The sequence below is a fragment of the Ruegeria sp. BHSC026 genome, assembly GCF_059613065.1.
This window is the reverse complement of record NZ_JBXWRV010000006.1, coordinates 150,750-172,618: the sequence shown is the minus strand read 5'-3', so window position 1 is coordinate 172,618 and position 21,869 is coordinate 150,750. Positions and strand designations below refer to the sequence as shown.

Below are 21,869 nucleotides of genomic sequence, written 5' to 3'. Positions count from 1 at the left end.
AATATTTCTGTCCCTTTCCCGCGCGCGATGTTCTAACATGCCGATCAAGGACGTTGCGGAGGCCGCATTTCGGCTGAAAAACCGCAATGCAGAACGGGTGGAGCCAATTGATGCGGGCAGGCAGGCGGAAGTGCAGTCTGAGGGGCTGGTTCATTGGCGCGGTGCTGGCCGTGGCCCCGCACAGCCTGCTTGCGCTGGAAACCTCCCTGTCGGCGCCGGGCCTGCCGCCGGACGTTGTCAAGAAGATCGAAAACACATCCTCGGTCATCACTGCCGAATCCCGGGGCCTGGACACACCTTTGGAGGTCTTTTCGGCCGCCCTGTCCGATTATCGCACCATCGTGCAGATCCTGTATGACGCGGGGTATTTCGGGCCTTCGGTCAGCATCAAGCTGGACGGGCGCGAAGCCGCTGACCTCAGCTCGGTGAACGTTCCGGCGCGGATCAACCGTGCGGTGATCTCGATCAATCCCGGGCCCGCGTTTTCTTTCGGAACCGCCGTCATCCGCCCCGTGGCCCCCGAAACCGACCTGCCCGAAGGCTTCGCCACCGGAAAGCGCGCCACTACTGGCGCGATCCATGATGCGGCGTCGGCCGGGGTGCAGGGCTGGAAAAACGCGGGCCACCCCAAGGCCGCCCTGTCCGATCAAGAGATCATCGCCCGCCAAGCCCAAGCCCGGCTGGATGCTCGGATCAGGCTGGACCCGGGCCCACGCCTGCGGTTCGGCAAGATGCATATCGCAGGCGACACCGATGTCAGACACAGGTCAATCGAGAAAATCGCTGGTTTCCCTTCGGGCGAGGTCTATTCGCCGGACAAGCTGCAGAGAGTCGGCACCCGGTTGCGTCGCACCGGAACATTCAGCAGCGTTTCGATCGTCGAGCGTGAAACACCCAACCCCGACGGCACGCTGGATTTTGACGCCACCTTCGAGGACCTGCCCAAGCGCCGCCTGACCTTCGGGCTCGAACTCGCCTCGCGCGATGGGCTGGATCTGGCGGCCACCTGGACCCACCGAAACGTTTTCCGACGCGCCCAGCGTCTGCGGCTCGAAGCCGCGATCCGCAACATCGGCGGGTCCGAAGACGTCGATTACCGCCTGGGCCTGCGCCTGGACCAGCCCGACAGGCTGGGCCCCGACGACAGCACATTCTGGAGCGCGTTGCTGGAACGGCGCGACACCGACAATTACACCGTCTCGGCAGCGTCGCTGGTCTTCGGCGCACGTCGGACATTTTCAGACCGTCTCTATGCCGAAGCCGCCACGGGTTTCTACTACTCCGAAGCGGATGACGCCTATGGTACAGGCCGCAAGTTCCGGTATTTCATCCTGCCGACCCGATCCGAATGGGACCTGCGCGACAGCAAGGTCAGCGCCACGCGCGGTTATTACCTTGACGCCCAGGTTATGCCGTTTGTCGGGCTGTCTGGAACCGATACGGGGATTCGGCTGTTTGTCGACGGGCGTGGTTATGCCAGCTTGGGCACCGGCGGACGGCTGGTGCTTGCCGGGCGCATTCAGCTGGGTTCGGTGATCGGCCCGCCGGCCGACGGGGTCACGCCCGACTTCCTGTTCTTCTCGGGCGGCGCGGGCACCGTGCGCGGCCAACCGTATGAAAGCCTGGGCGTGCCCGTCGGAACCGGAATCGCCGGTGGCAAATCCTTCCTGGGCCTGTCCGGCGAAGTCCGCGGAAAGGTGACCGAGAAACTGTCGCTGGTCGGGTTCTACGACTACGGTGCCGTGGACATCTCGTCCTTCGTTGGCAGCGGCGCCGAAACCCATTCGGGCGCCGGCTTGGGGGTCCGGTATGATCTGGGTGGGTTTGGGCCCCTGCGGCTGGATCTGGCCGTTCCCGTCCAGGGAGACACCGGCGACGGGCTGCAATTCTACATCGGGATCGGGCAGGCATTTTGACACGTCATCTTTCATATCCGCTTGCGATCGCCGCCCTGTCGCTGACTTTGTCGGGTCCCGTTGCGGCACAGGACACGGATGGCGGCGGCATGCTGTCGGATTTCCTTCAGAACACCCTGTCCGGCGACAATCGCAACGTGCGCGTCGTGGGGCTGCAAGGCGCGCTGAGCGCCCGCGCCACGATCGAGGAGATCACCGTCGCCGATGACGACGGCGTCTGGCTGACGATCCGCAACGCCGAGTTGGACTGGAACCGCCTGGCCCTGATCCGCGGACGGTTTTCCGTGAACGCCCTTGCGGCGGAGGAAATCGAAATCGCCCGCGCGCCCGGCAAGACGACGTCGGATGAACCGACCGCCACAGCCGAGGCCCAGCCCTTTCAACTGCCGGAACTGCCTGTTGCCATCGAAATCGGAGAACTCCGGGTGGACAGCCTGTCGCTGGGTCAACCGCTGATCGGCGTCGCGGCCACGTTGTCGGTAGACGGCAACCTGACGCTGGCCGACGGCACCCTTGACACCAAGCTGGGTATCGACCGACTGGACCGCCAAGGCGACCGGATCGCCCTGACCGCCGGGTTCCAGAACGAAAGCCGTCAGATCGACCTTGACCTGACCGTGTCCGAGGCGCCCGGCGGCCTGATTTCCCAAGCCCTGAAAATCCCCGACAGCCCGGCCATCGGGTTGACGGCCAAAGGGTCTGGGCCGGTCACGGATTTCACCGCCGATATCGGTCTGGGCAGCGACGGGATGGACCATGTCAGCGGCCAGATACGTCTGCGGGGACTCGAACAAACGCAAACCTCCGCACAGGACGGCATTGTCTTTACAGCGGATCTGGGCGGCGACCTCAGGCCGTTTCTTGCCCCCGAAATCGACCCGTTCTTCGGCGCGCGCACACGCCTGTTCATCGACGGACGGACATTGCCGGGCGGTGGGATGGAGGTCTCCAAGGCCGAAATCACCTCGCAGGCGCTGCGCTTCGAGGCGCAGGTGAACCTTGCCGCAGGCAACGCCTTGCAGATGGCAGCCATTCAGGGCCGGATCACTCCGCCTGCCGGCGATGAGGTGGTTCTGCCCTTCGGCGGCGGGGATACCTCGGTGGGAGCAGCCCAGTTCTCGGCCCTGTTCGACCAGAAGAACGGCAACTACTGGGATCTCAGCCTGACCGCCAACGCAATCGATACGCCGCAGTTGCGCGTCGCTCGGGCGCGGCTGACGGCACAGGGCACTCTGACGCAAACCGCCGGCCTGGACCTCAGCGGCGATCTTCAGGCCTATTTGGGCGGTGTCGATCCAAACGATCCCGCCTTGAAGGCGGCGGTTGGCGACCAGATCACCCTGGATGGCCGGTTCGACTATGGCGCAGACCAGACGCTTGGGTTGTCGGGGTTCGAACTGGTCGGAACCGACTATGCCATGCGGGCCAACGCACAGATTAGCGGGTTGGCAAGCGGGTTGAAGGTCGACGGGACCGCCACCGCCGATGTGACGGACCTGTCCCGGTTCTCGGGTCTGGCGAAACTGGACTTGGGCGGACGGGCCAGCCTGCGTGTCGAAGGCGCGGGCTCGCCGCTGGAGGGGAGTTTCGACGGCAAGCTGACCGTTGAAGGGCACGACCTGTCCACCGGTCGCGACGACATCGACCCGGTGATCGCCGGAGAGACCGACATCGCGCTGGACGCGCGGCGCGATGCGGGCGGCATAACGATCCGCGCGCTCACCATCAACGGCGAGACCTTGACCGCGCAGGCCAGCGGAGACGTGACGACCCCCGGCGGCAATCTGACGCTCGACGGACAGGCCGAGGTGAGGGCTACCGATCTGTCGATATTTTCAGGCTTGGCCCAGCGCCCGCTGGCCGGCGCGCTGTCGGCGCGGGTGGATGGCAAGGGCGCGGTCCGGACGCTGGCGTTCGACGGCACCGCCAGTCTGGACGCCCGCGATGTCCGAACCGGGCTGGACCAGATCGACCCGCTGTTGACCGGCCGCGTTGAGGCGGCGTTCGACGGGGCGTACGGCCGCGACCGAATCGACATCCGGCAGGCCAGCCTGAACAGCGCCGCCGTGCAGGCCGAGATCGCCGCCACCATCGACGACCCGACTGGGACATTGGTCGTTGATGGCCGGGCCAAGGCCGAAATCCCGGACCTGTCGTTGTTCGCGGCATTGGCGGGCCGCCCCGTGGCCGGGGCCGTTTCGGCAGAACTGTCGGGCAAGGCCGCCAGAGACAGCCGGACCTTCGACATTCGCGGAACAGTCAAGGCCGACGACATCCAGACCGGGGTCGCATTGGCCGACGCTCTGGTACCGGGTCGCACGACCCTGACCGTGGACGCGGCGAACGACGACCAGGGCCTGAACATCCGCACATTCCGGCTGGCAGGCACCGCGCTGTCGGCAAATGCCTCGGGTCAGTTGGACCGGGCATCCGGCGGGCTGAGTTTCTCGGCCGGTCTGGACGATCTGGCACGCATCTCGAACACGATTTCGGGGCCATTGAAACTGGATGGTAACGTGGCGCCCACGGCTTCGGGGCTGGAAGGGTCGGCGCGTCTGCAAGGGCCTGACAGCTCATTCGCGGCGCTTGTTGGCGCGGTGAATACGGATGGGTCCGCCGATCTGGACTTTGACGCCAGGTTCGACCGTATCGAGCGTTTCGCGCCGGACTTCCCGGGCAGCGTCACCGCCAAGGGAAATGCCCGGCGTGACGATGGTGTCTGGACGATCGACGCCGCCGCAACCGGCCCGGCCGAGATCAACAGTACCGTCAAGGGCACTTATTCCGAGGCAGCAGGCACGGCCGACATCACCGCGCAGGGCGGCGTAAATCTTGGCATCGCCAATGCGTTCATTACCCCGAACAAGATCGAGGGCTCAGCCCAGTTCGATCTGGCCCTCAATGGCCAACCCTCGCTGGACGCGCTCAGCGGCTCGGTCACGACCTCGGAGACTTCGTTGGCCATACCAACCGCCGGTCAAACCATTACCGGCATCACCGGCCGGATCGACCTTGCCCAAAGCCGCGCGACGATCGCGTTGAACGGCGGCATGCGGGCAGGCGGCGGGTTCACCGTCAGCGGCCCCGTCGATCTGACACCGCCCTTCAATGCGCAGATCACCACCGCGATCAACAACCTGGTGGTGACCGACAACCTGCTGTACGAAACCACGTTGAACGGACAGATCGCTATGACCGGTGCGCTGGCCCGCAACAGCACGCTGGCCGGGCAGATCACCTTCGGGGAAACCAACATCAACCTGGCAGCCGCCTCGGGGGCCGTCGGCGCCGCACCCATCCCGGTGATCGAGCATGTGGGTGAAAGCGCCGCCAGCCTCGTCACGCGCCAGCATGCCCAATTGGTCGAAACCGAGCGCACCCAGAAAGGCGAGTCCCGAATCGCGCTGGACATCAGCCTGCTTGCGCCCAAAAGCGTCTTCGTGCGCGGGCGTGGCGTCAACGCGGAACTTGGCGGTGCGATTTTCATCAGGGGCACCACCGCCTCCGTTGTGCCTTCGGGCCAGATCGACCTGATCCGGGGCAATCTGGACATTCTCGGGCGTCGGCTGGCCTTGACCAAAGGGATCGTCAGCCTGCAGGGCGACCTGAAGCCGTATATCGAATTCGTGTCCTCGGCCAGCACCTCGGACGGAACCGCGACCATCGAGATCGCCGGGCCGCTGGACGCCCCCGCCGTCGACGTGTTTTCCGACCCCGAACGCCCGGCCGAAGAGGCGCTGGCCATGTTGCTGTTCGGCAACCGGTTTTCCGAGCTTTCGCCCTTCGTGATCGCGCAGATGGCGGCCTCGCTGGCGCAGCTCAGCGGTGCGGGCGGCGATGCCACCAAAGGCGTGCGCGACGCGACAGGGGTTGATACCGTCGATGTCGGCGCGACCGAAGGCGGTGGCGGGCGGCTGGGTGCCGGCGCCTATCTGAGCGACAACCTCTATACCGATTTCACCGTGAACACCGAGGGCGATACCGAGGTGAACCTCAACCTGGACGTCACCGACAATATCACCGTGCGCGGCACGGTGGATGGCAAAGGGGAAACCGGGATCGGCATCTTTTTCGATCGCGATTACTGAAGGCCAGTATCGCGGGGCCCGTCAGGATCTTCGGATGCCGATCGGCTGCCCGATTTGCGGCGCGGCCTCCAGACCCGCGTGATCGGCCACCATCCGGGCCAGACGCGCTACGGCCCAGTCCGGGTAGGGTTCCGACCGACCTGTTGTGTGGCTGACATTCATGAACAGGGCCTCTTGGGTGGCACAGACCACGCCATCCTCGGCCGACACCATCTTTGCAAAATAGTGACCACGCTTGTAATCGGCGTCCAGCATCCGAAACCGGAACACCAGTGCCTCTCCCTCGCGAACCTCGCGCAGGAAATGCAGATGCGACTGCAGGATGTACGGCCCCTGCCCCAGCGCCGCGACCTGCGGTTCGCCCAGGCCCAGATGATCGACCAGCAGACGTTCGAAGGCCAGATCGAACACCACGCCGAAATACCCCACATTCATGTGGCCGTTATAGTCGATCCAGTCGGGCCGGACCGAAAAACCGGTGATTTCGACTGGTGCGGGGTACGGGCCGTCATGGCCGCCCAAAGGCTCGGATTGCGGGGTCATTGCGCGCTGTCCTCCTCGAAGATCGCCACCGCGCGGACGAACCCGGCCGAGGCGCCCTTAATCTTGAACGGAAAGCAAGAGATCTCGAACCCCGTGGGCGGCAGGCTTTCCAGATTGGTCATCTTCTCCATGTGGCAATAGCCGATCTCCATCGACGCGCGATGCCCCTCCCAGATGATCGAGGGATCATGGGTTTCCGCGTATTCCTGCGCGGTCAGCGGAAAGGGCGCGTCCCAGCTCCAGGCGTCGGTGCCGGTCACCCGTACGCCGCGCTCGGTCAGGTATAGCGTGGCCTCACGCCCCATTCCGCAGCCTTTCATCAGGTAATCCGGCTGGCCATAGCAGGTGCCGGCGGAGGTGTTGACCACGACGATATCCAGCGGTTGCAGGTCATGCCCTATCCGCTTCAGTTCGGCCTCGACATCGGCGGCGGTGACGACGTAGCCATCCTCGAAATGCCGGAAATCCAGCTTCACGCCCGGGTTCATACACCACTCCAGCGGCACCTCGTCGATGGTGATCGCCCGCTCGCCCCGGTTCATGGTCGAGTGGTGGTGGTACGGCGCATCCAGATGGGTGCCGTTGTGGGTGGCGATCTGCAGCCGTTCGATGGCCCAGCCCTCGCCGCCGGGCAGGTCCTCTTTCTTCAGGCCGGGGAAAAATGCCATCACCTGCTCGGCCGTCTCGTCGTGGCTCATGTATTCGATCTGCGGCAGCATGATCGGTGGGTCCGACACGATGCCGGTTTCCAGCGGGACGGACAGATCGACGAAACGGCGGGCCATGAACTCCTCCGGGATTGCGCGGCTCAAGGGTTGGCTGGCTGCAAGCATCTGTCAAGCCAAGAAAAAGGCGGGCACGCTGGCCCGCCTTTTCAGGGTTTTGGTGAGTGGTTGCAGGCTCTACTCGGCCGCGATGGCGTCCTCGATCTTTTCGACACGGATGGCCGAGAACTTGAACTCGGGGATCTTGCCATAGGGGTCGATTGCCGAGTTGGTCAGGATATTGGCCGCCGCCTCGACATAGGCGAAGGGGATGAACACCATGTCCTCGGCGATCGCCCGGTCGGCGCGCACCATGATCTCGATCGAGCCGCGCCGGGTGGTGAGACGCACCATCTCGCCCGGCTCGATCCCCATCAGCTTGAGCGTTCGCGGGTTCATCGAACAGTTCGCCTCGGGCTCGACTGCGTCCAGAACCTTGGCGCGACGGGTCATGGACCCGGTGTGCCAGTGTTCCAGCTGCCGCCCTGTGGTGGCGATCATCGGGAATTCCTCGTCCGGGGCCTCATCCGGGGGGATGATGCTGGCCGGAGTGAATTTCGCACGGCCATCGGGGCGCGGGAAGCCGTCGCCGAACACGATGGACTGGCCCGGATCGGTCTCGGACAGCGACGGATAGGTGATGCTCTCGGTCTCGAGCCGCTCCCATGTGATGTTGTCCAGCGACGCCATGGTCAGCTTCATCTCGGCAAAGACCTGCGAGACATCCGTGTAATCCCAGTTCAGCCCGATGCGCTTTGCCAGATCGACGGTGATCGCCCAGTCCTCGCGCGCATCGCCCGGCGGCGGCACCGCGGGGCGCACGCGCTGCACTTGGCGGTTGGTGTTCGACACCGTGCCGTTCTTTTCATACAGCGCCGAGGCCGGCAGGATGATGTCGGCATAGTTCGCCGTTTCGGTCAAAAAGATGTCCTGCACGATCATCAGGTCCAGCTTGGCCAGCGCCTCGCGGGCGTGGTTCACGTCGGGGTCGGACATGGCCGGGTTTTCGCCCAGGATGTACATGCCCTTAATCTTCCCCACATAGGCGTGGTCGATGATCTCGGTCACGGTCAGGCCCTTCTCGTTCGAGAAATCGCCCGAATTCCAGACCTGACTGAACTTGGCTCGAACGGCGTCGTCGGTGACCGACTGGTAGTCGGGCAGGAACATCGGGATCAGGCCGGCATCCGAGGCCCCCTGTACGTTGTTCTGTCCGCGCAGCGGGTGCAGACCCGCACCGGGCTTGCCCACATTGCCCGTCATCAGCGCCAGCGAGATCAGGCAGCGCGAGTTGTCGGTGCCGTGGATATGCTGGCTGACGCCCATGCCCCAGAAGATCAGGCCCGCATTCGCATTGGCGAAAATCCGGGCCACGCGGCGCAGTTGATCGGGCTCGATGCCGCAGATCGGCGCCATCTTCTCGGGCGTGAACTGGCGCAGGTGCTCCTTCTCGGCCTCCCAGTTCTCGGTCCAGCGATGGATGTACTGGCTGTCATACAGCTCTTCCTCGACGATCACGTTCATGATCGCGTTCAGCATCGAGACATCGGCACCGGGCCGGAACTGCAGCATCTCGGTCGCGAATTTGCGCATACCCACGCCGCGCGGGTCCATCACGATCAGCTTGCCGCCGCGTTTGGCGAACTGCTTGAAATAGGTCGCCGCGACGGGGTGATTCTCGATCGGGTTGGCGCCGATGATGATCGCCACATCGGCATTTTCGATCTCGTTGAAGGTCGCGGTCACTGCGCCCGAGCCCACGTTCTCGATCAGCGCCGCCACCGACGAGGCGTGGCACAGCCGCGTGCAGTGGTCCACGTTGTTGTGGCCAAAGCCCTGCCGGATGAACTTCTGGAACAGATAGGCCTCTTCGTTGGTGCATTTGGCCGAGCCAAAGCCCGCCACGCTGCGCGGATCCTCATCCCGCAGCTTCATCAGCCCCTTGGCGGTCAGGTCCAGCGCTTCGTCCCAGGTCGCCTCGCGGAAATGGGTGCTCCAGTCGGCGGGATCGACGTTCAACCCCTTGGGCGGCGCATCCTCGCGCCGGATCAGCGGCTTGGTCAGGCGGTGCGGGTGGTGGATGTAGTCGAACCCGAACCGGCCCTTGACGCACAGGCGGCCTTCGTTGGCGGGACCGTTGATGCCCTCGACATATTTGACCTTGCCGTCCTTGACCTTGAGGCTGACCTTGCAGCCCACGCCGCAGAAGGGGCAGACGCTTTCGGTCTCGGAGTCGTAATCCTTGCTGTCGCCGCGCTGCTGGTCGTCCAGCACGGTGGCGGGCATCAGCGCGCCGGTCGGGCAGGCCTGAACGCATTCGCCGCAGGCCACGCAGGTCGACTCGCCCATCGGGTCGTTCTGGTCGAACACCACCTGCGCGGTATGCCCGCGACCGGCCATGCCGATCACGTCATTCACCTGCACCTCGCGGCAGGCGCGGACGCAGAGGTTGCAGTTGATGCAGGCATCCAGATTGACCCGCATCGCCACATGGCTGTCATCCAGAAGCGGGATCTTCTCGGGCTCTTTCGCCGGAAAGCGGCTGTCGCTGACATCGTTCAGCCTGGCCATGTCCCAGAAATGGCTGGAGGCATCATGCGGCTGCTCTGGCTGGTCGGCCACCAACAATTCCATCACCAGCGCGCGCGATTTCTCGGCGCGGTCGGTGTCGGTTTTGACCACCATCCCTTCAGCCGCCGGTCGGATGCACGAGGCGACCAGCGTCCGCTCGCCCTCGACCTCGACCATACAGGCGCGGCAGTTGCCGTCAGGGCGATAGCCCGGCGCGGGCTTGTGGCACAGATGCGGGATGACCAGACCCTTGCCGTTGGCCGCTTCCCAGATCGTGGTGCCCTCGGGTACCGTCACGTCTTCGCCGTTCAGGTTGAAGGTGACGGTCTTGGTTTCGCTTGCGTCAAGCATAGCTGTCTCCCTCAGATCTCATTGGCGAAATGTTTCATGACCAGGCGGATCGGGTTCGGAGCCGCCTGCCCGAGACCGCAGATCGAGGCATCACCCATCACCTGGCACAGGTCTTCCAGCAGGTCGGTGTCCCATTTCTCGGCCTGCATCAGCTTCACCGCCTTTTCGCAACCCGCGCGGCAGGGCGTGCACTGGCCACAGCTTTCGTCCTCGAAGAACCGCAGCATGTTCAGCGCCGCGTCGCGCGCGGTGTCCTGATCGGACAGGACCACTACGGCGGCGGACCCGATGAAGGTGCCATGCGGTTGCAGAGTGTCGAAGTCCAACGGGATGTCGTCCATAGACGCGGGCAACAGGCCCGAGGACGGCCCGCCCGGTTGATACGCTTTGAAAACGTGGCCCTCGGCCATGCCCCCGGCGGCATCAATCACGTCAAGAATGGTCGAGCCTGCCGGCAGCAGGTAAACGCCGGGTTTCGCCACCCGGCCCGAGACCGAATAGCTGCGCAGACCCTTGCGGCCATTCTTTTCAACCGAATTGAGGATTTCCGGGCCTTCCCGGCAGATCTTGGACACCCAGTAGAGCGTCTCGACATTGTGCACCAGCGTCGGGCGGCCAAACACGCCGACCTGCGCCACAAAGGGCGGGCGGTGGCGCGGCAGGCCCTTCTTGCCCTCGATCGACTCGATCATCGCGGATTCTTCGCCGCAGATATAGGCGCCCGCACCGCGGCGCAGGTCGATATAGCCTTTCTCGACGATCCCGGCCTGTTCCAACGCTGCAATCTCGCGCCGAAGGATTTCCAGCACCGCCGGGTATTCGTCGCGCATGTAGATGAAGCAGGTCTCAGCCTCGACTGCCCATGCGGCGATCAGCATCCCTTCGAGGAAAACATGCGGCGTGCGTTCAAGATAGTAGCGGTCCTTGAAGGTGCCGGGCTCGCCCTCGTCACCGTTGACAGCCAGGTAACGCGGGCCGTCGTTCATGCGGACAAAGCCCCATTTCTTGCCCGACGGGAAACCGGCACCGCCCAAACCGCGCAGGCCCGAGGCCAAAACCTGTTCCTGAACCGCTTCCCAGTCGCCGCCTTCACGCAGTTCTTTCAGCTTGGCGTAACCGCCGTTTTCGACATAGGTCGCGAAGGTCTCATAGTCGGGCAGATGGGCGTGGGTGTCGCCCGCCGCGATGGCGGCCTGCACCTTTTCGGGGGTCGCGTGGTCGATGTGGTTGTGCCCGATTTCCAGCACCGGCGCGGTGTCGCAGCGCCCCATGCAGGGCGCGCGCAGAACGCGCACTTCAGACGGGTCCAGCCCATCTTCCAGCGCCTTCTTCAGCTGTTGTGCGCCGGCCAATTCGCAGGACAGGGAATCACAAACGCGGATGGTCAGCGCGGGGGGCGGCGTTTCACCTTCTTTGACCACGTCGAAATGAGCATAGAAAGTCGCGGTCTCGTAGATCTCGGCCTGACCGACCCGCACCTCAACGGCCAGCGCGGCAATGTGGTCGGCGCTGATATGGCCGTGCGTGTCCTGGATCAGATGCAGAAACTCGATCAGCAGGTCGCGGCGGCGCGGGCGATCGCCCAGCAGGCGCTGAATCTCGGCCTGCGCTTCGTCCGTGAACTGTCGGCCCTTGGGCGTGTGCCGCCCCTTGCCTTTACCTGACTTCCAGACGCCCTTGGGCGCGCCTGATGGCTTGGTGTCCAATGGTGCCATGATGCCCTCCGAATTGAGGTCCCGTGTCTCATCAGCAATTCATATCGTCAAATCGCAAAACCGAATGGCACGATAACGACGGTTTATCACCGCAAAGACGTCACCACCCGTCGCAAGGCATCGACCGTCGGCAGTTCCGGGTCGCGCGCCAGCGTCGCCAGACAGATCGGCTTGCTGACCACCGGATCGACCAAAGGCAGGACCCGCGTCCCCTCAAGATCGCCCAGCGCCCGTACCAGAACGCGCGGCACAACCGTCGCCGCCAGCCCTTCGCGCGCCATGACCATCGAGGCAGTGAATCCGCTGGTTTCGGCCACTACATGAGGATGTAGACTTTGTTCGGCGAAAATCCTGTCAAGAATGCGCCGGTTCTGCATCTGCGGCTCCAGCAGGCTGAGCGGGAACTCGGCCACGCGTGCCCAAGGGATCGGGCCGGTTTCCTGCGTCATGTGCTGAGGGACAAGCAGCACATAGGTTTCTTCATATAGGGGATGAACATGGCGCAGGTCGGTGCCGATGCTGTCGCCATAGGTGATCCCGGCATCGATGCTGCCCTCGTCCAGCCGGTACTGGATCGCTGTGGCCGACATGGTTTCGATCCGCGACAGGATGCGGGGATGCGCCGCCTGCAGCCGTTTGATCAGGCGTCCGGTAAAAGCGATGGCGGTCGGGATCACGCCAAGGATCAGGGTGCCGGTGATCTCGCCCTTGATCGCCTGCACCTCCTGCTCCAGCGCCTTGGCGTCATCCAAGATACGGCGGGCGCGGCGGACGATCATCTCGCCCTCTTCGGTCAGGCCCTGAAACCGGTTGGCCCGGCGCACGATCGACACGCCCAGCCGATCCTCGAGGTTGCGGATGCGCATCGAGAACGCGGGTTGCGAGATGCCGCACTCCTCGGCCGCCTTGGCGAAATGGCGATGGCGCGCAAGCGCGGACAGCAGGTGCAGGTCGCGAAGGTCGAACACGGGCGGGCCTCGGGGTTGCGGAGGATGCCCGCAGGATACCGGGTTTGCCCGCCGGGAAAAGACGTTTCGCGATCAGGTGTTGAACAGGAAGTGCAGCACGTCGCCATCCTTGACGACATAGCTTTTGCCTTCGGCCCGCATCTTGCCGGCCTCCTTCGCGCCCTGTTCGCCGTTGCAGGCGACAAAGTCGTCATAGGCGATGGTCTCGGCGCGGATGAAGCCCTTTTCGAAATCGCCGTGGATCACGCCCGCGGCCTGCGGGGCCAGCGTGCCGCGACGGATGGTCCAGGCACGCGCCTCTTTCGGACCGACGGTGAAATAGGTTTCCAGCTTGAGCAGGTCATAACCCGCGCGGATCAGGCGATCGAGGCCGGGTTCTTCCAGCCCCATCTCCTGCAGGAACATCTGTGCCTCGTCCGGCTCCAGCAGGCTGATCTCTTCTTCGATCTTGGCGCTGATAATGACGTGGGCATTGCCCTGCTCGGCCGCCATCTTGGCCACGCGTTCGGAATACTCATTGCCGGTGGCCGCATCTTCCTCGGATACGTTGCAGACATAGAGAACCGGCTTGGTCGTCAGCAGTTGCAGATTTTTCCAGGCCTTCGCATCCTCGTCGCTGACCTCGACCAAGCGGGCGGGCTTGCCGTCCTCCAGCATCTGTTGTGCGGCGGCCAACAGGCGGTCCTGCTGCTGGGCCTCCTTGTCGTTGCCCTTGAGCTTGCGCACCAGGTTGGCGCGTCGCTTTTCAATGCTTTCCAGATCGGCCAGCATCAGCTCGGTCTCGATCGTCTCGGCATCGGCAACCGGATCGACGCGGCCCTCGACATGGGTCACGTCGCCGTCTTCGAAACAGCGCAGCACATGGGCGATGGCGTCCACCTCGCGGATGTTGGCCAGGAATTGGTTGCCCAGCCCTTCGCCCTTCGAGGCGCCTTTGACCAGGCCGGCGATGTCGACGAAGGTCATCCGGGTCGGGATGATCTGCTTGGATTTGGCAATGGCGGCCAGCTTGTCCAGGCGCGCATCCGGCACCGCAACGTCACCCACATTGGGTTCGATCGTGCAGAACGGGAAATTCGCCGCCTGCGCGGCCGCGGTCTTGGTCAGCGCGTTGAACAGGGTCGACTTGCCGACATTCGGCAGACCCACGATACCCATTTTAAAGCCCATTGCGGCCTCCTGATGCCATTCGACGGCTGCTTCTATGCATCTCACGGGGAATCCGCAAGGCGCTGGTCTGCCGCCAGACTGAGTCCCATCGGCAACATCACGAAAAGTCGCGGAATCGTGCGCCTTCCCGTGTTGAACTTACCGACATACGGTTCCGATTTACGATCCGAGTTCTTCAAAGGTTATGATTTGACATGAAAAACCTTCTTGCCTCAGCCGCGCTTTCAGCCTTTGCGACCATAGCACCGGCGCAAACCATCATTTTTGGGGCCGGTTATGCCGATTTCTCGGACAGCCTGTCTGCAGATCAAGCGATTTTCTCGCTGGAATATCAGCACCGGCCGTTCCATCAGGCCGAACGGTTCAGTGCGACCTGGGGTGCGGCGATTTCGTCGGACAAGGACGGCGACAGCCATATCGGGGCCGGACTGATCGGAACCTACCAGTTTGCCAACCGATGGTTCATCGAAGGCAGCGTGATGCCCGGCTATTACAACGAGTCGCTGGCGCTGAATGACCTGGGCGGCAGCTTTCAGATCCGCAGCCTGCTGGGCGTCGGCTATACGCTGAACGGCGGCAACGACGTATCGCTTGCGATCACCCACAAATCGAACGCAAGCACACAAGAAAAAAACCCCGGCATGAACGCCCTTATGCTGCGGTATCATCTGAACTTCTGACCCCGGCGGTCAGGACGGGATTGATTTTCGGCCAAACTTTCTGCACATCGGGTCCAAACCTGTATGCAAGGATCGTCCATGACCCGTATCGACGCCAAGTTCGCCGCCCTGAAGGCCGAGGGTAAGAAGGCCTTTGTCGCCTATGTCATGGCCGGGGATCCCGACTATGACACCTCGCTTGAAATCGTCCGCGGCCTGCCGGGGGCAGGCGTCGACGTGATCGAACTGGGTCTGCCCTTCACCGATCCGATGGCTGACGGCCCGACAATTCAGGCCGCCGGTCAAAGGGCACTGGACGGCGGCATGACGCTGCAGCGCACGCTGGATCTGGCCAAGGCGTTCCGGGAAACCGACGACACCACGCCGATCGTGCTGATGGGCTATTACAACCCGATCTACAGCCGCGGCGTGGACAAGTTCCTAGCCGACGCCAAAGAGGCCGGCATCGACGGACTGATCGTCGTTGACCTGCCGCCCGAGGAAGACGACGAGCTGTGCCTGCCCGCGCAGGCGGCCGGGCTGAACTTCATCCGGCTGGCCACACCCACCACCGATGACAAGCGCCTGCCGCGGGTGCTGCAGAATACCTCGGGCTTTGTCTATTACGTCTCGATCACCGGCATCACCGGTGCGGCCGAGGCCGAGGCCACCGATGTCGGCCCCGAGGTCGCGCGCATCAAGGCGGCGACCGATCTTCCGGTGATCGTGGGGTTCGGCATCAACACGCCCGAGAAATCACGCGCCATCGCCAGCGTTGCCGACGGGGCGGTGGTCGGCTCGGCCATCGTCAGCCAGATCGCCGCCGGAAAACCGGTGGCCGAGGTTCTGGACTTCGTGAAATCGCTGTCAGACGGCGCCCACAGCGCCTGACGGCAAAATCCGAAACGGATTTCAGCCGCTGCAGGCCGCACGCCTGCGGCGGTTTATCTTTGCGTCTTTGACCCATCTGACCACATGCGCAACTGGCCGTTGCGCCTTGGCGGAAGAATTGGTAAAGAAACCTAACCAATCTGCAGAAGGGCGCGGCCATGCCTGTCATTACCAATATCGACGACCTCAAACGCATCTATGAACGCCGGGTGCCCCGGATGTTCTATGACTATGCCGAAAGCGGCAGCTGGACCGAGCAGACCTTTCGCGACAACAGCGCGGATTTCCACGACATTCGCTTGCGCCAGAAGGTTGCGGTGGACATGTCCGGCCGTTCGACTGCGTCGCAGATGATAGGACAGGACGTGGCCATGCCGGTGGCCCTTGCGCCCGTGGGCCTGACCGGGATGCAGCATGCGGATGGTGAAATGAAGGCCGCCAAGGCCGCGCTGGATTTCGGCGTGCCCTTCACGCTGTCGACCATGTCGATCAACTCGATCGAGGATGTGGCCGAACATACCGGTGCGCCGTTCTGGTTCCAGCTGTACACCATGAAGGACGAGGACTATGTCCGCCGCCTGATCCAGCGCGCCAAGGATGCCAAATGCTCGGCCCTGGTCATCACCCTTGATCTGCAAATCCTCGGCCAACGGCACAAGGACTTGAAGAACGGCCTGTCCGCCCCGCCGAAACTGACCGCCAAGACCATCGCCAACCTGATGACGAAATGGGCCTGGGGCATCGAGATGCTGGGCGCGAAACGGCGCGAGTTCGGCAATATCGTGGGTCATGTTCAAGGCATCTCGGACGCCTCGTCGCTGGGTGCGTGGACCGCTGAACAGTTCGATCCCAGCCTCGACTGGAAAAAGATCGAGAAACTGATGGAGCAATGGGGCGGCAAGGTGATCCTGAAGGGTATCCTTGACCCCGAAGACGCCAAGATGGCGGCCAAGTTGGGCGCCGACGCCATCGTGGTCTCGAACCACGGCGGGAGGCAATTGGACGGCGCACTCAGCTCAATCCGGATGCTGCCGCGGATCATGGATGCGGTGGGCGGCGATGTCGAAGTGCATCTCGACAGCGGTATCCGCTCGGGGCAGGACGTGCTCAAGGCGCTGGCGTTGGGGGCCAAAGGCACCTATATCGGGCGCGCTTTCGTCTACGGGCTGGGCGCGATGGGCCAAAAGGGCGTGACCACAGCGCTGGAAGTGATCCAGAAGGAACTGGACACCACCATGGCCCTGTGCGGCGAGCGCAACGTGGCCGATCTGGGGCCGCACAACCTGCTTGTCCCGCAGGATTTCTGCGGCCGCTGGCAGGAATGACGCGGAAATCGTTTTTACCCCTTTCCAAATGGCCGGATTCGGTCTAAGGACGCCGCTTCACGCGGGGTGACAGCCTTGGAGGCACCCTGCCCTAACATTGGAGATTTATCATGGCTGGTGAGATTCCTGATCTCGTAGCTCTGGAACGGACGGGGACGGGCAAGGGCGCCGCTCGTCAGGCACGCCGCGACGGCATGGTTCCGGGCATCGTATTTGGTGGCGACAAAGACCCGCTGCCGATCCAGATTCCGTTCAACGAACTGTTCAAGCGCCTGAAGGCAGGCCGCTTCAAGTCGACTCTGTGGAACCTGAAGGTCGAGGGCCACGAAGACGTCCGCGTCATCTGCCGCGACGTGCAGCGTGACGTGGTCAAGGACCTGCCGACCCACCTGGACCTGATGCGTCTGCGCCGCACCAGCAAGATCGCGCTGTACATCCCGGTCGAGTTCATCAACGAAGACGCGGCCCCCGGCATCAAGAAGGGCGGCGTTCTGACCGTCGTCCGCCCCGAGGTCGAACTGGTCTGCACCGCCGGTGACATTCCCGAAAAGATCACCGTCGATCTGACCGGCCTGAACATCAACGACGTCGTGACCATCTCGTCGGTCGATCTGCCCAACGGCACCAAGCCGACCATCGATCGTGACTTCGTGATCGCCAACATCTCGGCCCCGACCGGCTTGGTCACCGATGACGAGGACGGCGAAGAAGAAGTAGCTGCCGATGCAGTCGAAGTCGTCGGCGAGGATCAGGAATAAATCCAGTCCCGGATTGTTCCGAATTCAAACGGGGTGTCGCAAGGCGCCCCGTTTTTCGTTTGAACCGCGGACCGCGCTTGTTTACCTGATCGGTGCAACCAACATGCCGTGCAACGCAAGGAACCAAGGATGAAACTGTTCGTCGGACTGGGCAACCCGGGCGCGAAATACGCGAGGAACCGGCACAATATCGGCTTCATGGCCGTGGACGCCATCGCCGACGCGCATGGCTTTGGCCCCTGGCGGTCCAAATTCCAGGGCGAGGTTTCCGAAGGCCGGCTGGGCCGCGAAAAGGTTCTGCTGCTCAAGCCGATGACCTTCATGAACCGGTCGGGCCAGTCCGTGGGTGAGGCGATGCGGTTCTACAAGCTCGACTCGACCGACGTGACCGTGTTCCACGACGAGCTGGACCTTGCCCCCGGCAAGGTGCGTGCCAAATCGGGCGGCGGACATGCGGGGCATAACGGCCTGCGGTCGATCCATGACCACATCGGGGCGGCCTATGACCGGGTGCGTCTGGGCATCGGGCATCCCGGCCGCAAGGAACTGGTCTCGGCCTACGTACTGGGCGACTTCGCCAAGGCTGATTCTCAGTGGCTGGAGGACGTTCTGCGCGGGGTTTCCGATGGCGCCGTGCATCTGGCCGAGGGCGATACGGCCAAATTCATGAATGCCGTCGCCCTGCGCACCGCGCCGCCGCGCAGCTCGACCACGGCAACCAAGCCCGCGCCCAAACCGGCTACCCACCCCACCGCGCCCGAGGCCGACACGCGTTCGGCGATGCAGAAGCTGCTGGACAAGTTCAAATAGGCCCCGAAGCCTGCCGCAACGTAGCGATTGCGGATTGAACGGCATCGCGCTCCAATGCCGTCAACAGCGGAGGGAAACATGAAAACGGTCCTGAAATGGCTGCTGCGCATCGTGCTGATGCTGGCGCTGGCCGCCGTCGTCGTCGGCGTCTGGAAACGGGAAGAGATCCAGCGGTTGCTGGCCGTGAACTCTCTGTTTTCCGAGGAAAAGATCGTCCACAACTTCTCGCACATGGATCAGGCTTTTCTGACGACCCCCCTGCCCCGCGGAGATGGCCCGACCTGGGAGTTGCCCTACGGCCCCGAGTTTGACCTGCCTGAGGGCAGCCAGGACTGGATCGAGGAGAGGGCAGTGACATCCCTGCTGGTGATGCAGGATGGCCAGATCCGGTTCGAGGAATACTATCTGGGCACCGGGCCGGATGACCGGCGCATTTCCTGGTCGATGGCTAAAAGCTATCTGTCGGCGCTGTTTGGCATCGTCATGAACGAAGGGGCCATCGAGTCACTGGACGATCCGGTCGTCAAATATGCCCCCAAGCTAAAAGGCAGCGCCTACGAACCCGCCACGATCCGCAATGTGCTGAACATGGCCAGCGGCGTGACCTTTGACGAAGACTACCTGGACCCCAATTCCGACATCAACCGGATGGGGCGCGTGGTGGCCCTGGGTCGAGAATTGGACGATTTCACTGCCGCGCTTACCGAGAGTTTCGCCACCCCCGGCGAAGTCTGGCAATATGTCTCGATCGACACCCATGTCGTGGGGATGGTTATCCGCGGCGCCACCGGCCGCAGTATTCCCGACCTGCTTACGGAGAAAATCGTACAGCCGCTGGGATTGGCGCGCGATGGCTACTATGTCACCGACGGGGCTGGCGTGGCCTTCGTGCTGGGCGGGCTGAACTTCACCACCCGCGACTATGCGCGGTTTGGGCAGATGATCCTGCAGAACGGTGTACACGACGGCCGCCAGATGGTGCCGGCCGACTGGATCGCGGAATCGACCTGGCCCACCGCTCCAACCGAACCGGGAAAAATCGGCTATGGCTATCAATGGTGGATCCCGGTTGGGGCACATGAAGGCGAGTTTCTGGCCCGCGGCGTCTATGGGCAGTACATGTATTTCGACCAACCTCGCGGCGTCCTGATCGTGGCCACGGGGGCTGATCGAAAGTTCCGCGAGTCCGGCGTCAACGAACAGAACATCGAAATGTTCCGCAAGATCGCCCAAAGCCTGTAAGATGGGGTCATGCAGAAACAGGACAGCATCAACGTATTGGGCGGGGTTCTGGCCCCGTGTTCGCGGAAACCGCTGACAGGGTTCTTCCGTGACGGGGCCTGCAATACCTGCCCCGAAGATCGTGGCAGCCACACGGTCTGCGCGGTGATGACGGCCGAGTTTTTGGCCTATTCGAAATATGTCGGCAACGACCTCAGCACGCCGCGGCCCGAGTTCGACTTTCCCGGTCTAAAGCCCGGCGACCGCTGGTGCCTTTGTGCCGGCCGGTTCCTGCAGGCGCATGACGAGGGCTGCGCGCCCCTCGTGCATCTCGAAGCGACCCATCAGCGCGCGCTCGAAATCGTGCCGCTGAGCGTGCTTGCATCCTACCGGGCGCCAGCCGACTGACAGCGAAGCGATGCCTGACCAGATGCGTCAGAACGCCATTCGCCACATCACGTTGACCGCATAGCTTTCGAAACCGCTTTCGCCGATACCGTCATAATAGATCCCGGCTGACAGTGTGCTGCTGTTTTCCAACCGGTAGTCGAGCCCAAGATCGGCCCGGCCGCGTGTGGTATCCCCGATCGGAGCCACTCCGACGGCGGTCCCGGCGCCCGAGGTGCTGCTCCAGACCCCCGACAGGCCGCCGGTCAGCGTCATCTCGCCACGCGACACCACAATGGGGCGACTGAAATCCAGACCCAGCCTGGCCGTCGTCAGGCTGAAGTCCTGATCCGGGATCCGGTTTCCCAACCCGTCGGTATAAGCCTTCTGGTCATCGGAGGCATAGCTGACGTCCAGAAGCGGCATCAGGGTCAGGTCCCCATACTGCATCTGACCGGTCACGCGCGATTGCACCAGCCAGCGATCGCTGTCGAACTTGTCCGTGTAGGTGCCGAACGGCGAAATTTCGTTGCTGGCTTGCCCATACAGCGCACGGCCTTCGAAGAACACCGGCTGCCCGGGCATCTTGGCCACGACGTAGGGGCCGATCAGCCAGCCCGTCCCATCGACATCGCCCACACCGTCCTCGGTCTTGGCATAGTCGATCTGCACCATGCCCCCAACAAGCAAATTCGGATTGATCTGCCGGTGCGCGCCCATGACCGCCAGCGCATAAGAGCTGTCGAAATCGTCCTGTGAACTCCAGTTTCCGGTCAGGTTGAACCAGATCGGATAGGCCCGGCTGCTGGCAAAGTTCAGATATCCCGCCCCTTGCGTCGCCGCGGCATCCAGAACGCCGCCTCCGGGTTCCGAGAGGAACGGCGTCAGCTTGGGCTGATTGGAAACCAGGCTGTTAGCCCGCGCATTCTGAAAGGCCTGAATCAACCGTTGGGTATTCACCACGGGCTGGACCGAGCTGACCCGGTTCGAAGCTAAGTTCGGGTTTCCGGCTGCATCGGTAAACACGTTTGCAGGCACGAACAATTCGATCGGCCCGTTGCTTTGCGGCGTCAGCGTCGCCACGTAATTTGCTCCTGAACCCGTCATCGCGGCGGTGGCATTGGTAGCCGACAGATCGCCCACCACGAAATTCGTGCTGGGCTCGCTGAGCGTGATCGTCGCCTGATACTGCCCGCCGGAAGTCGCCGACAAGGGGCTGATCGTCACTGTCGGGCGTGTGGTGTCCACGGCAGTTCGGGTGTTGATGATCTGCGTGGTGGTGACGCCAGACAGCGCGATCTCGTATCGGTAGAGTTGGCCGCCTGGTGTTTCGCGGGCGGTGAATACCACCCCCATGTAGCCATCGGTGGAATAGGTCGCATCGGCTCCGTTCTGGCTGAGGATGGTCACGTCCACCCAGCCCAAAGCTGTCAAGCCGGCAGGCGTTACCGCCGGCAAAGGAAAGATGAAACCCCCGCTGTAGATGGCCCCACCCGGCACCTCGCCCGAACCGCCAAGCGAGACGAAAGCTGTCGAAGTTCCCTGAAGATTAGTAAAGAAGATGTTGCCGCCATTCGGCGTCGTCACTGTCGATCCGATGAACTGTGGCGGACCGAAGGCCCGGGCCTGCCGCCACTCGCCAATTAACACGAACATGGCCGCCAACAGCAGAACCAAAGACTTGCGCAAGACCGACCAAACCATCCCAATCTCCTAAGTCACCACCGCGGGC

The 21,869-nt window shown here is 63.2% G+C and carries 16 protein-coding genes; 9 read left to right on the top strand and 7 right to left on the bottom strand.

Going from position 1 to position 21,869, the window contains the following annotated elements; genetic code table 11:
- Nucleotides 1-110: 110 nt before the first annotated feature.
- Both AC2FME_RS10115 and AC2FME_RS10110 read left to right on the top strand, forming a co-directional pair.
- The gene (locus AC2FME_RS10115; protein WP_496800353.1) at nt 111-1,916 is read left to right on the top strand and encodes an autotransporter assembly complex protein TamA; all 1,806 of its coding nucleotides are present in this window, start codon (nt 111-113) and stop codon (nt 1,914-1,916) included.
- Nucleotides 1,913-6,004: a translocation/assembly module TamB domain-containing protein gene (locus AC2FME_RS10110; protein ID WP_496800352.1), complete on the top strand. Its 4,092-nt coding sequence runs from the start codon at nt 1,913-1,915 to the stop codon at nt 6,002-6,004. The genes AC2FME_RS10115 and AC2FME_RS10110 overlap by 4 nt, the downstream gene beginning before the upstream one ends.
- Nucleotides 6,005-6,025: 21 nt before the next feature.
- On the opposite strand, the gene AC2FME_RS10105 is transcribed toward AC2FME_RS10110, so the two are convergent.
- The 6 genes from AC2FME_RS10105 to ychF all read right to left on the bottom strand — a co-directional run bounded on the left by AC2FME_RS10105 (nt 6,026) and on the right by ychF (nt 14,086).
- The gene (locus AC2FME_RS10105; RefSeq protein WP_496800351.1) at nt 6,026-6,547 is read right to left on the bottom strand and encodes a thioesterase family protein; all 522 of its coding nucleotides are present in this window, start codon (nt 6,545-6,547) and stop codon (nt 6,026-6,028) included.
- Entirely contained in the window at nt 6,544-7,332 is a 789-nt protein-coding gene (locus AC2FME_RS10100; protein ID WP_496682002.1) for a cyclase family protein, read from the bottom strand. The genes AC2FME_RS10105 and AC2FME_RS10100 overlap by 4 nt, the downstream gene beginning before the upstream one ends.
- 117 nt (nt 7,333-7,449) lie before the next feature.
- Complete coding sequence (gene fdhF / locus AC2FME_RS10095; RefSeq protein WP_496800350.1) at nt 7,450-10,233, bottom strand: formate dehydrogenase subunit alpha; 2,784 nt, start codon at nt 10,231-10,233, stop codon at nt 7,450-7,452.
- Nucleotides 10,234-10,244: 11 nt separating this feature from the next.
- On the bottom strand, nt 10,245-11,948 hold the full coding sequence (locus tag AC2FME_RS10090; protein ID WP_496800349.1) for an NAD(P)H-dependent oxidoreductase subunit E: 1,704 nt from the start codon (nt 11,946-11,948) through the stop codon (nt 10,245-10,247).
- A gap of 86 nt (nt 11,949-12,034) precedes the next feature.
- A complete protein-coding gene (locus tag AC2FME_RS10085) occupies nt 12,035-12,916 on the bottom strand; it encodes a LysR family transcriptional regulator (RefSeq protein WP_496795544.1) in 882 nt (293 codons plus the stop codon).
- 72 nt (nt 12,917-12,988) lie between these two features.
- Nucleotides 12,989-14,086: a redox-regulated ATPase YchF gene (ychF, locus tag AC2FME_RS10080; protein WP_005978002.1), complete on the bottom strand. Its 1,098-nt coding sequence runs from the start codon at nt 14,084-14,086 to the stop codon at nt 12,989-12,991.
- A gap of 194 nt (nt 14,087-14,280) precedes the next feature.
- Here ychF and AC2FME_RS10075 point away from each other — a divergent pair, with 194 nt between their 5' ends.
- The 7 genes from AC2FME_RS10075 (at nt 14,281) to AC2FME_RS10045 (ending at nt 20,158) form a co-directional block, all read left to right on the top strand.
- Complete coding sequence (locus tag AC2FME_RS10075; RefSeq protein ID WP_496681990.1) at nt 14,281-14,766, top strand: acyloxyacyl hydrolase; 486 nt, start codon at nt 14,281-14,283, stop codon at nt 14,764-14,766.
- 78 nt (nt 14,767-14,844) lie between these two features.
- Nucleotides 14,845-15,636, top strand: coding sequence for a tryptophan synthase subunit alpha (trpA, locus tag AC2FME_RS10070; RefSeq protein WP_496681988.1), 792 nt, complete (start codon nt 14,845-14,847; stop codon nt 15,634-15,636).
- A 158-nt stretch (nt 15,637-15,794) separates the two neighbouring features.
- On the top strand, nt 15,795-16,961 hold the full coding sequence (locus tag AC2FME_RS10065; RefSeq protein ID WP_496711324.1) for an alpha-hydroxy acid oxidase: 1,167 nt from the start codon (nt 15,795-15,797) through the stop codon (nt 16,959-16,961).
- A gap of 110 nt (nt 16,962-17,071) precedes the next feature.
- A complete protein-coding gene (locus AC2FME_RS10060; RefSeq protein WP_496681983.1) occupies nt 17,072-17,719 on the top strand; it encodes a 50S ribosomal protein L25/general stress protein Ctc in 648 nt (215 codons plus the stop codon).
- A 129-nt stretch (nt 17,720-17,848) separates the two neighbouring features.
- A complete protein-coding gene (gene pth / locus AC2FME_RS10055; protein ID WP_496686909.1) occupies nt 17,849-18,529 on the top strand; it encodes an aminoacyl-tRNA hydrolase in 681 nt (226 codons plus the stop codon).
- Between the two features lie 78 nt (nt 18,530-18,607).
- Nucleotides 18,608-19,771 carry a serine hydrolase domain-containing protein gene (locus AC2FME_RS10050; protein WP_496681980.1) on the top strand — a complete coding sequence of 388 codons (1,164 nt, stop codon included), beginning with the start codon at nt 18,608-18,610 and terminating at the stop codon, nt 19,769-19,771.
- A 9-nt stretch (nt 19,772-19,780) separates the two neighbouring features.
- Nucleotides 19,781-20,158, top strand: coding sequence for a DUF2237 family protein (locus tag AC2FME_RS10045; RefSeq protein ID WP_496681978.1), 378 nt, complete (start codon nt 19,781-19,783; stop codon nt 20,156-20,158).
- Nucleotides 20,159-20,185: 27 nt separating this feature from the next.
- Here the strand turns inward: AC2FME_RS10045 and AC2FME_RS10040 are convergent, their stop codons facing one another.
- Nucleotides 20,186-21,841 (bottom strand): autotransporter domain-containing protein, encoded by a 1,656-nt coding sequence (locus AC2FME_RS10040; protein ID WP_496800348.1) that lies wholly within the window; start codon nt 21,839-21,841, stop codon nt 20,186-20,188.
- Between the last annotated feature and the right edge of the window lie 28 nt (nt 21,842-21,869).

Excerpts from the sequence above, each read along its gene's own strand:
- AC2FME_RS10115 (WP_496800353.1), top strand. The coding sequence starts at position 111 with ATGCGGGCAGGCAGGCGGAAGTGCAGTCTGAGGGGCTGGTTCATTGGC.
- AC2FME_RS10105 (WP_496800351.1), bottom strand. The coding sequence starts at position 6,547 with ATGACCCCGCAATCCGAGCCTTTGGGCGGCCATGACGGCCCGTACCCC.
- AC2FME_RS10100 (WP_496682002.1), bottom strand. The coding sequence starts at position 7,332 with ATGGCCCGCCGTTTCGTCGATCTGTCCGTCCCGCTGGAAACCGGCATC.
- fdhF (WP_496800350.1), bottom strand. The coding sequence starts at position 10,233 with ATGCTTGACGCAAGCGAAACCAAGACCGTCACCTTCAACCTGAACGGC.
- AC2FME_RS10090 (WP_496800349.1), bottom strand. The coding sequence starts at position 11,948 with ATGGCACCATTGGACACCAAGCCATCAGGCGCGCCCAAGGGCGTCTGG.
- ychF (WP_005978002.1), bottom strand. The coding sequence starts at position 14,086 with ATGGGCTTTAAAATGGGTATCGTGGGTCTGCCGAATGTCGGCAAGTCG.
- AC2FME_RS10075 (WP_496681990.1), top strand. The coding sequence starts at position 14,281 with ATGAAAAACCTTCTTGCCTCAGCCGCGCTTTCAGCCTTTGCGACCATA.
- trpA (WP_496681988.1), top strand. The coding sequence starts at position 14,845 with ATGACCCGTATCGACGCCAAGTTCGCCGCCCTGAAGGCCGAGGGTAAG.
- AC2FME_RS10065 (WP_496711324.1), top strand. The coding sequence starts at position 15,795 with ATGCCTGTCATTACCAATATCGACGACCTCAAACGCATCTATGAACGC.
- AC2FME_RS10060 (WP_496681983.1), top strand. The coding sequence starts at position 17,072 with ATGGCTGGTGAGATTCCTGATCTCGTAGCTCTGGAACGGACGGGGACG.
- pth (WP_496686909.1), top strand. The coding sequence starts at position 17,849 with ATGAAACTGTTCGTCGGACTGGGCAACCCGGGCGCGAAATACGCGAGG.
- AC2FME_RS10050 (WP_496681980.1), top strand. The coding sequence starts at position 18,608 with ATGAAAACGGTCCTGAAATGGCTGCTGCGCATCGTGCTGATGCTGGCG.
- AC2FME_RS10045 (WP_496681978.1), top strand. The coding sequence starts at position 19,781 with ATGCAGAAACAGGACAGCATCAACGTATTGGGCGGGGTTCTGGCCCCG.
- AC2FME_RS10040 (WP_496800348.1), bottom strand. The coding sequence starts at position 21,841 with ATGGTTTGGTCGGTCTTGCGCAAGTCTTTGGTTCTGCTGTTGGCGGCC.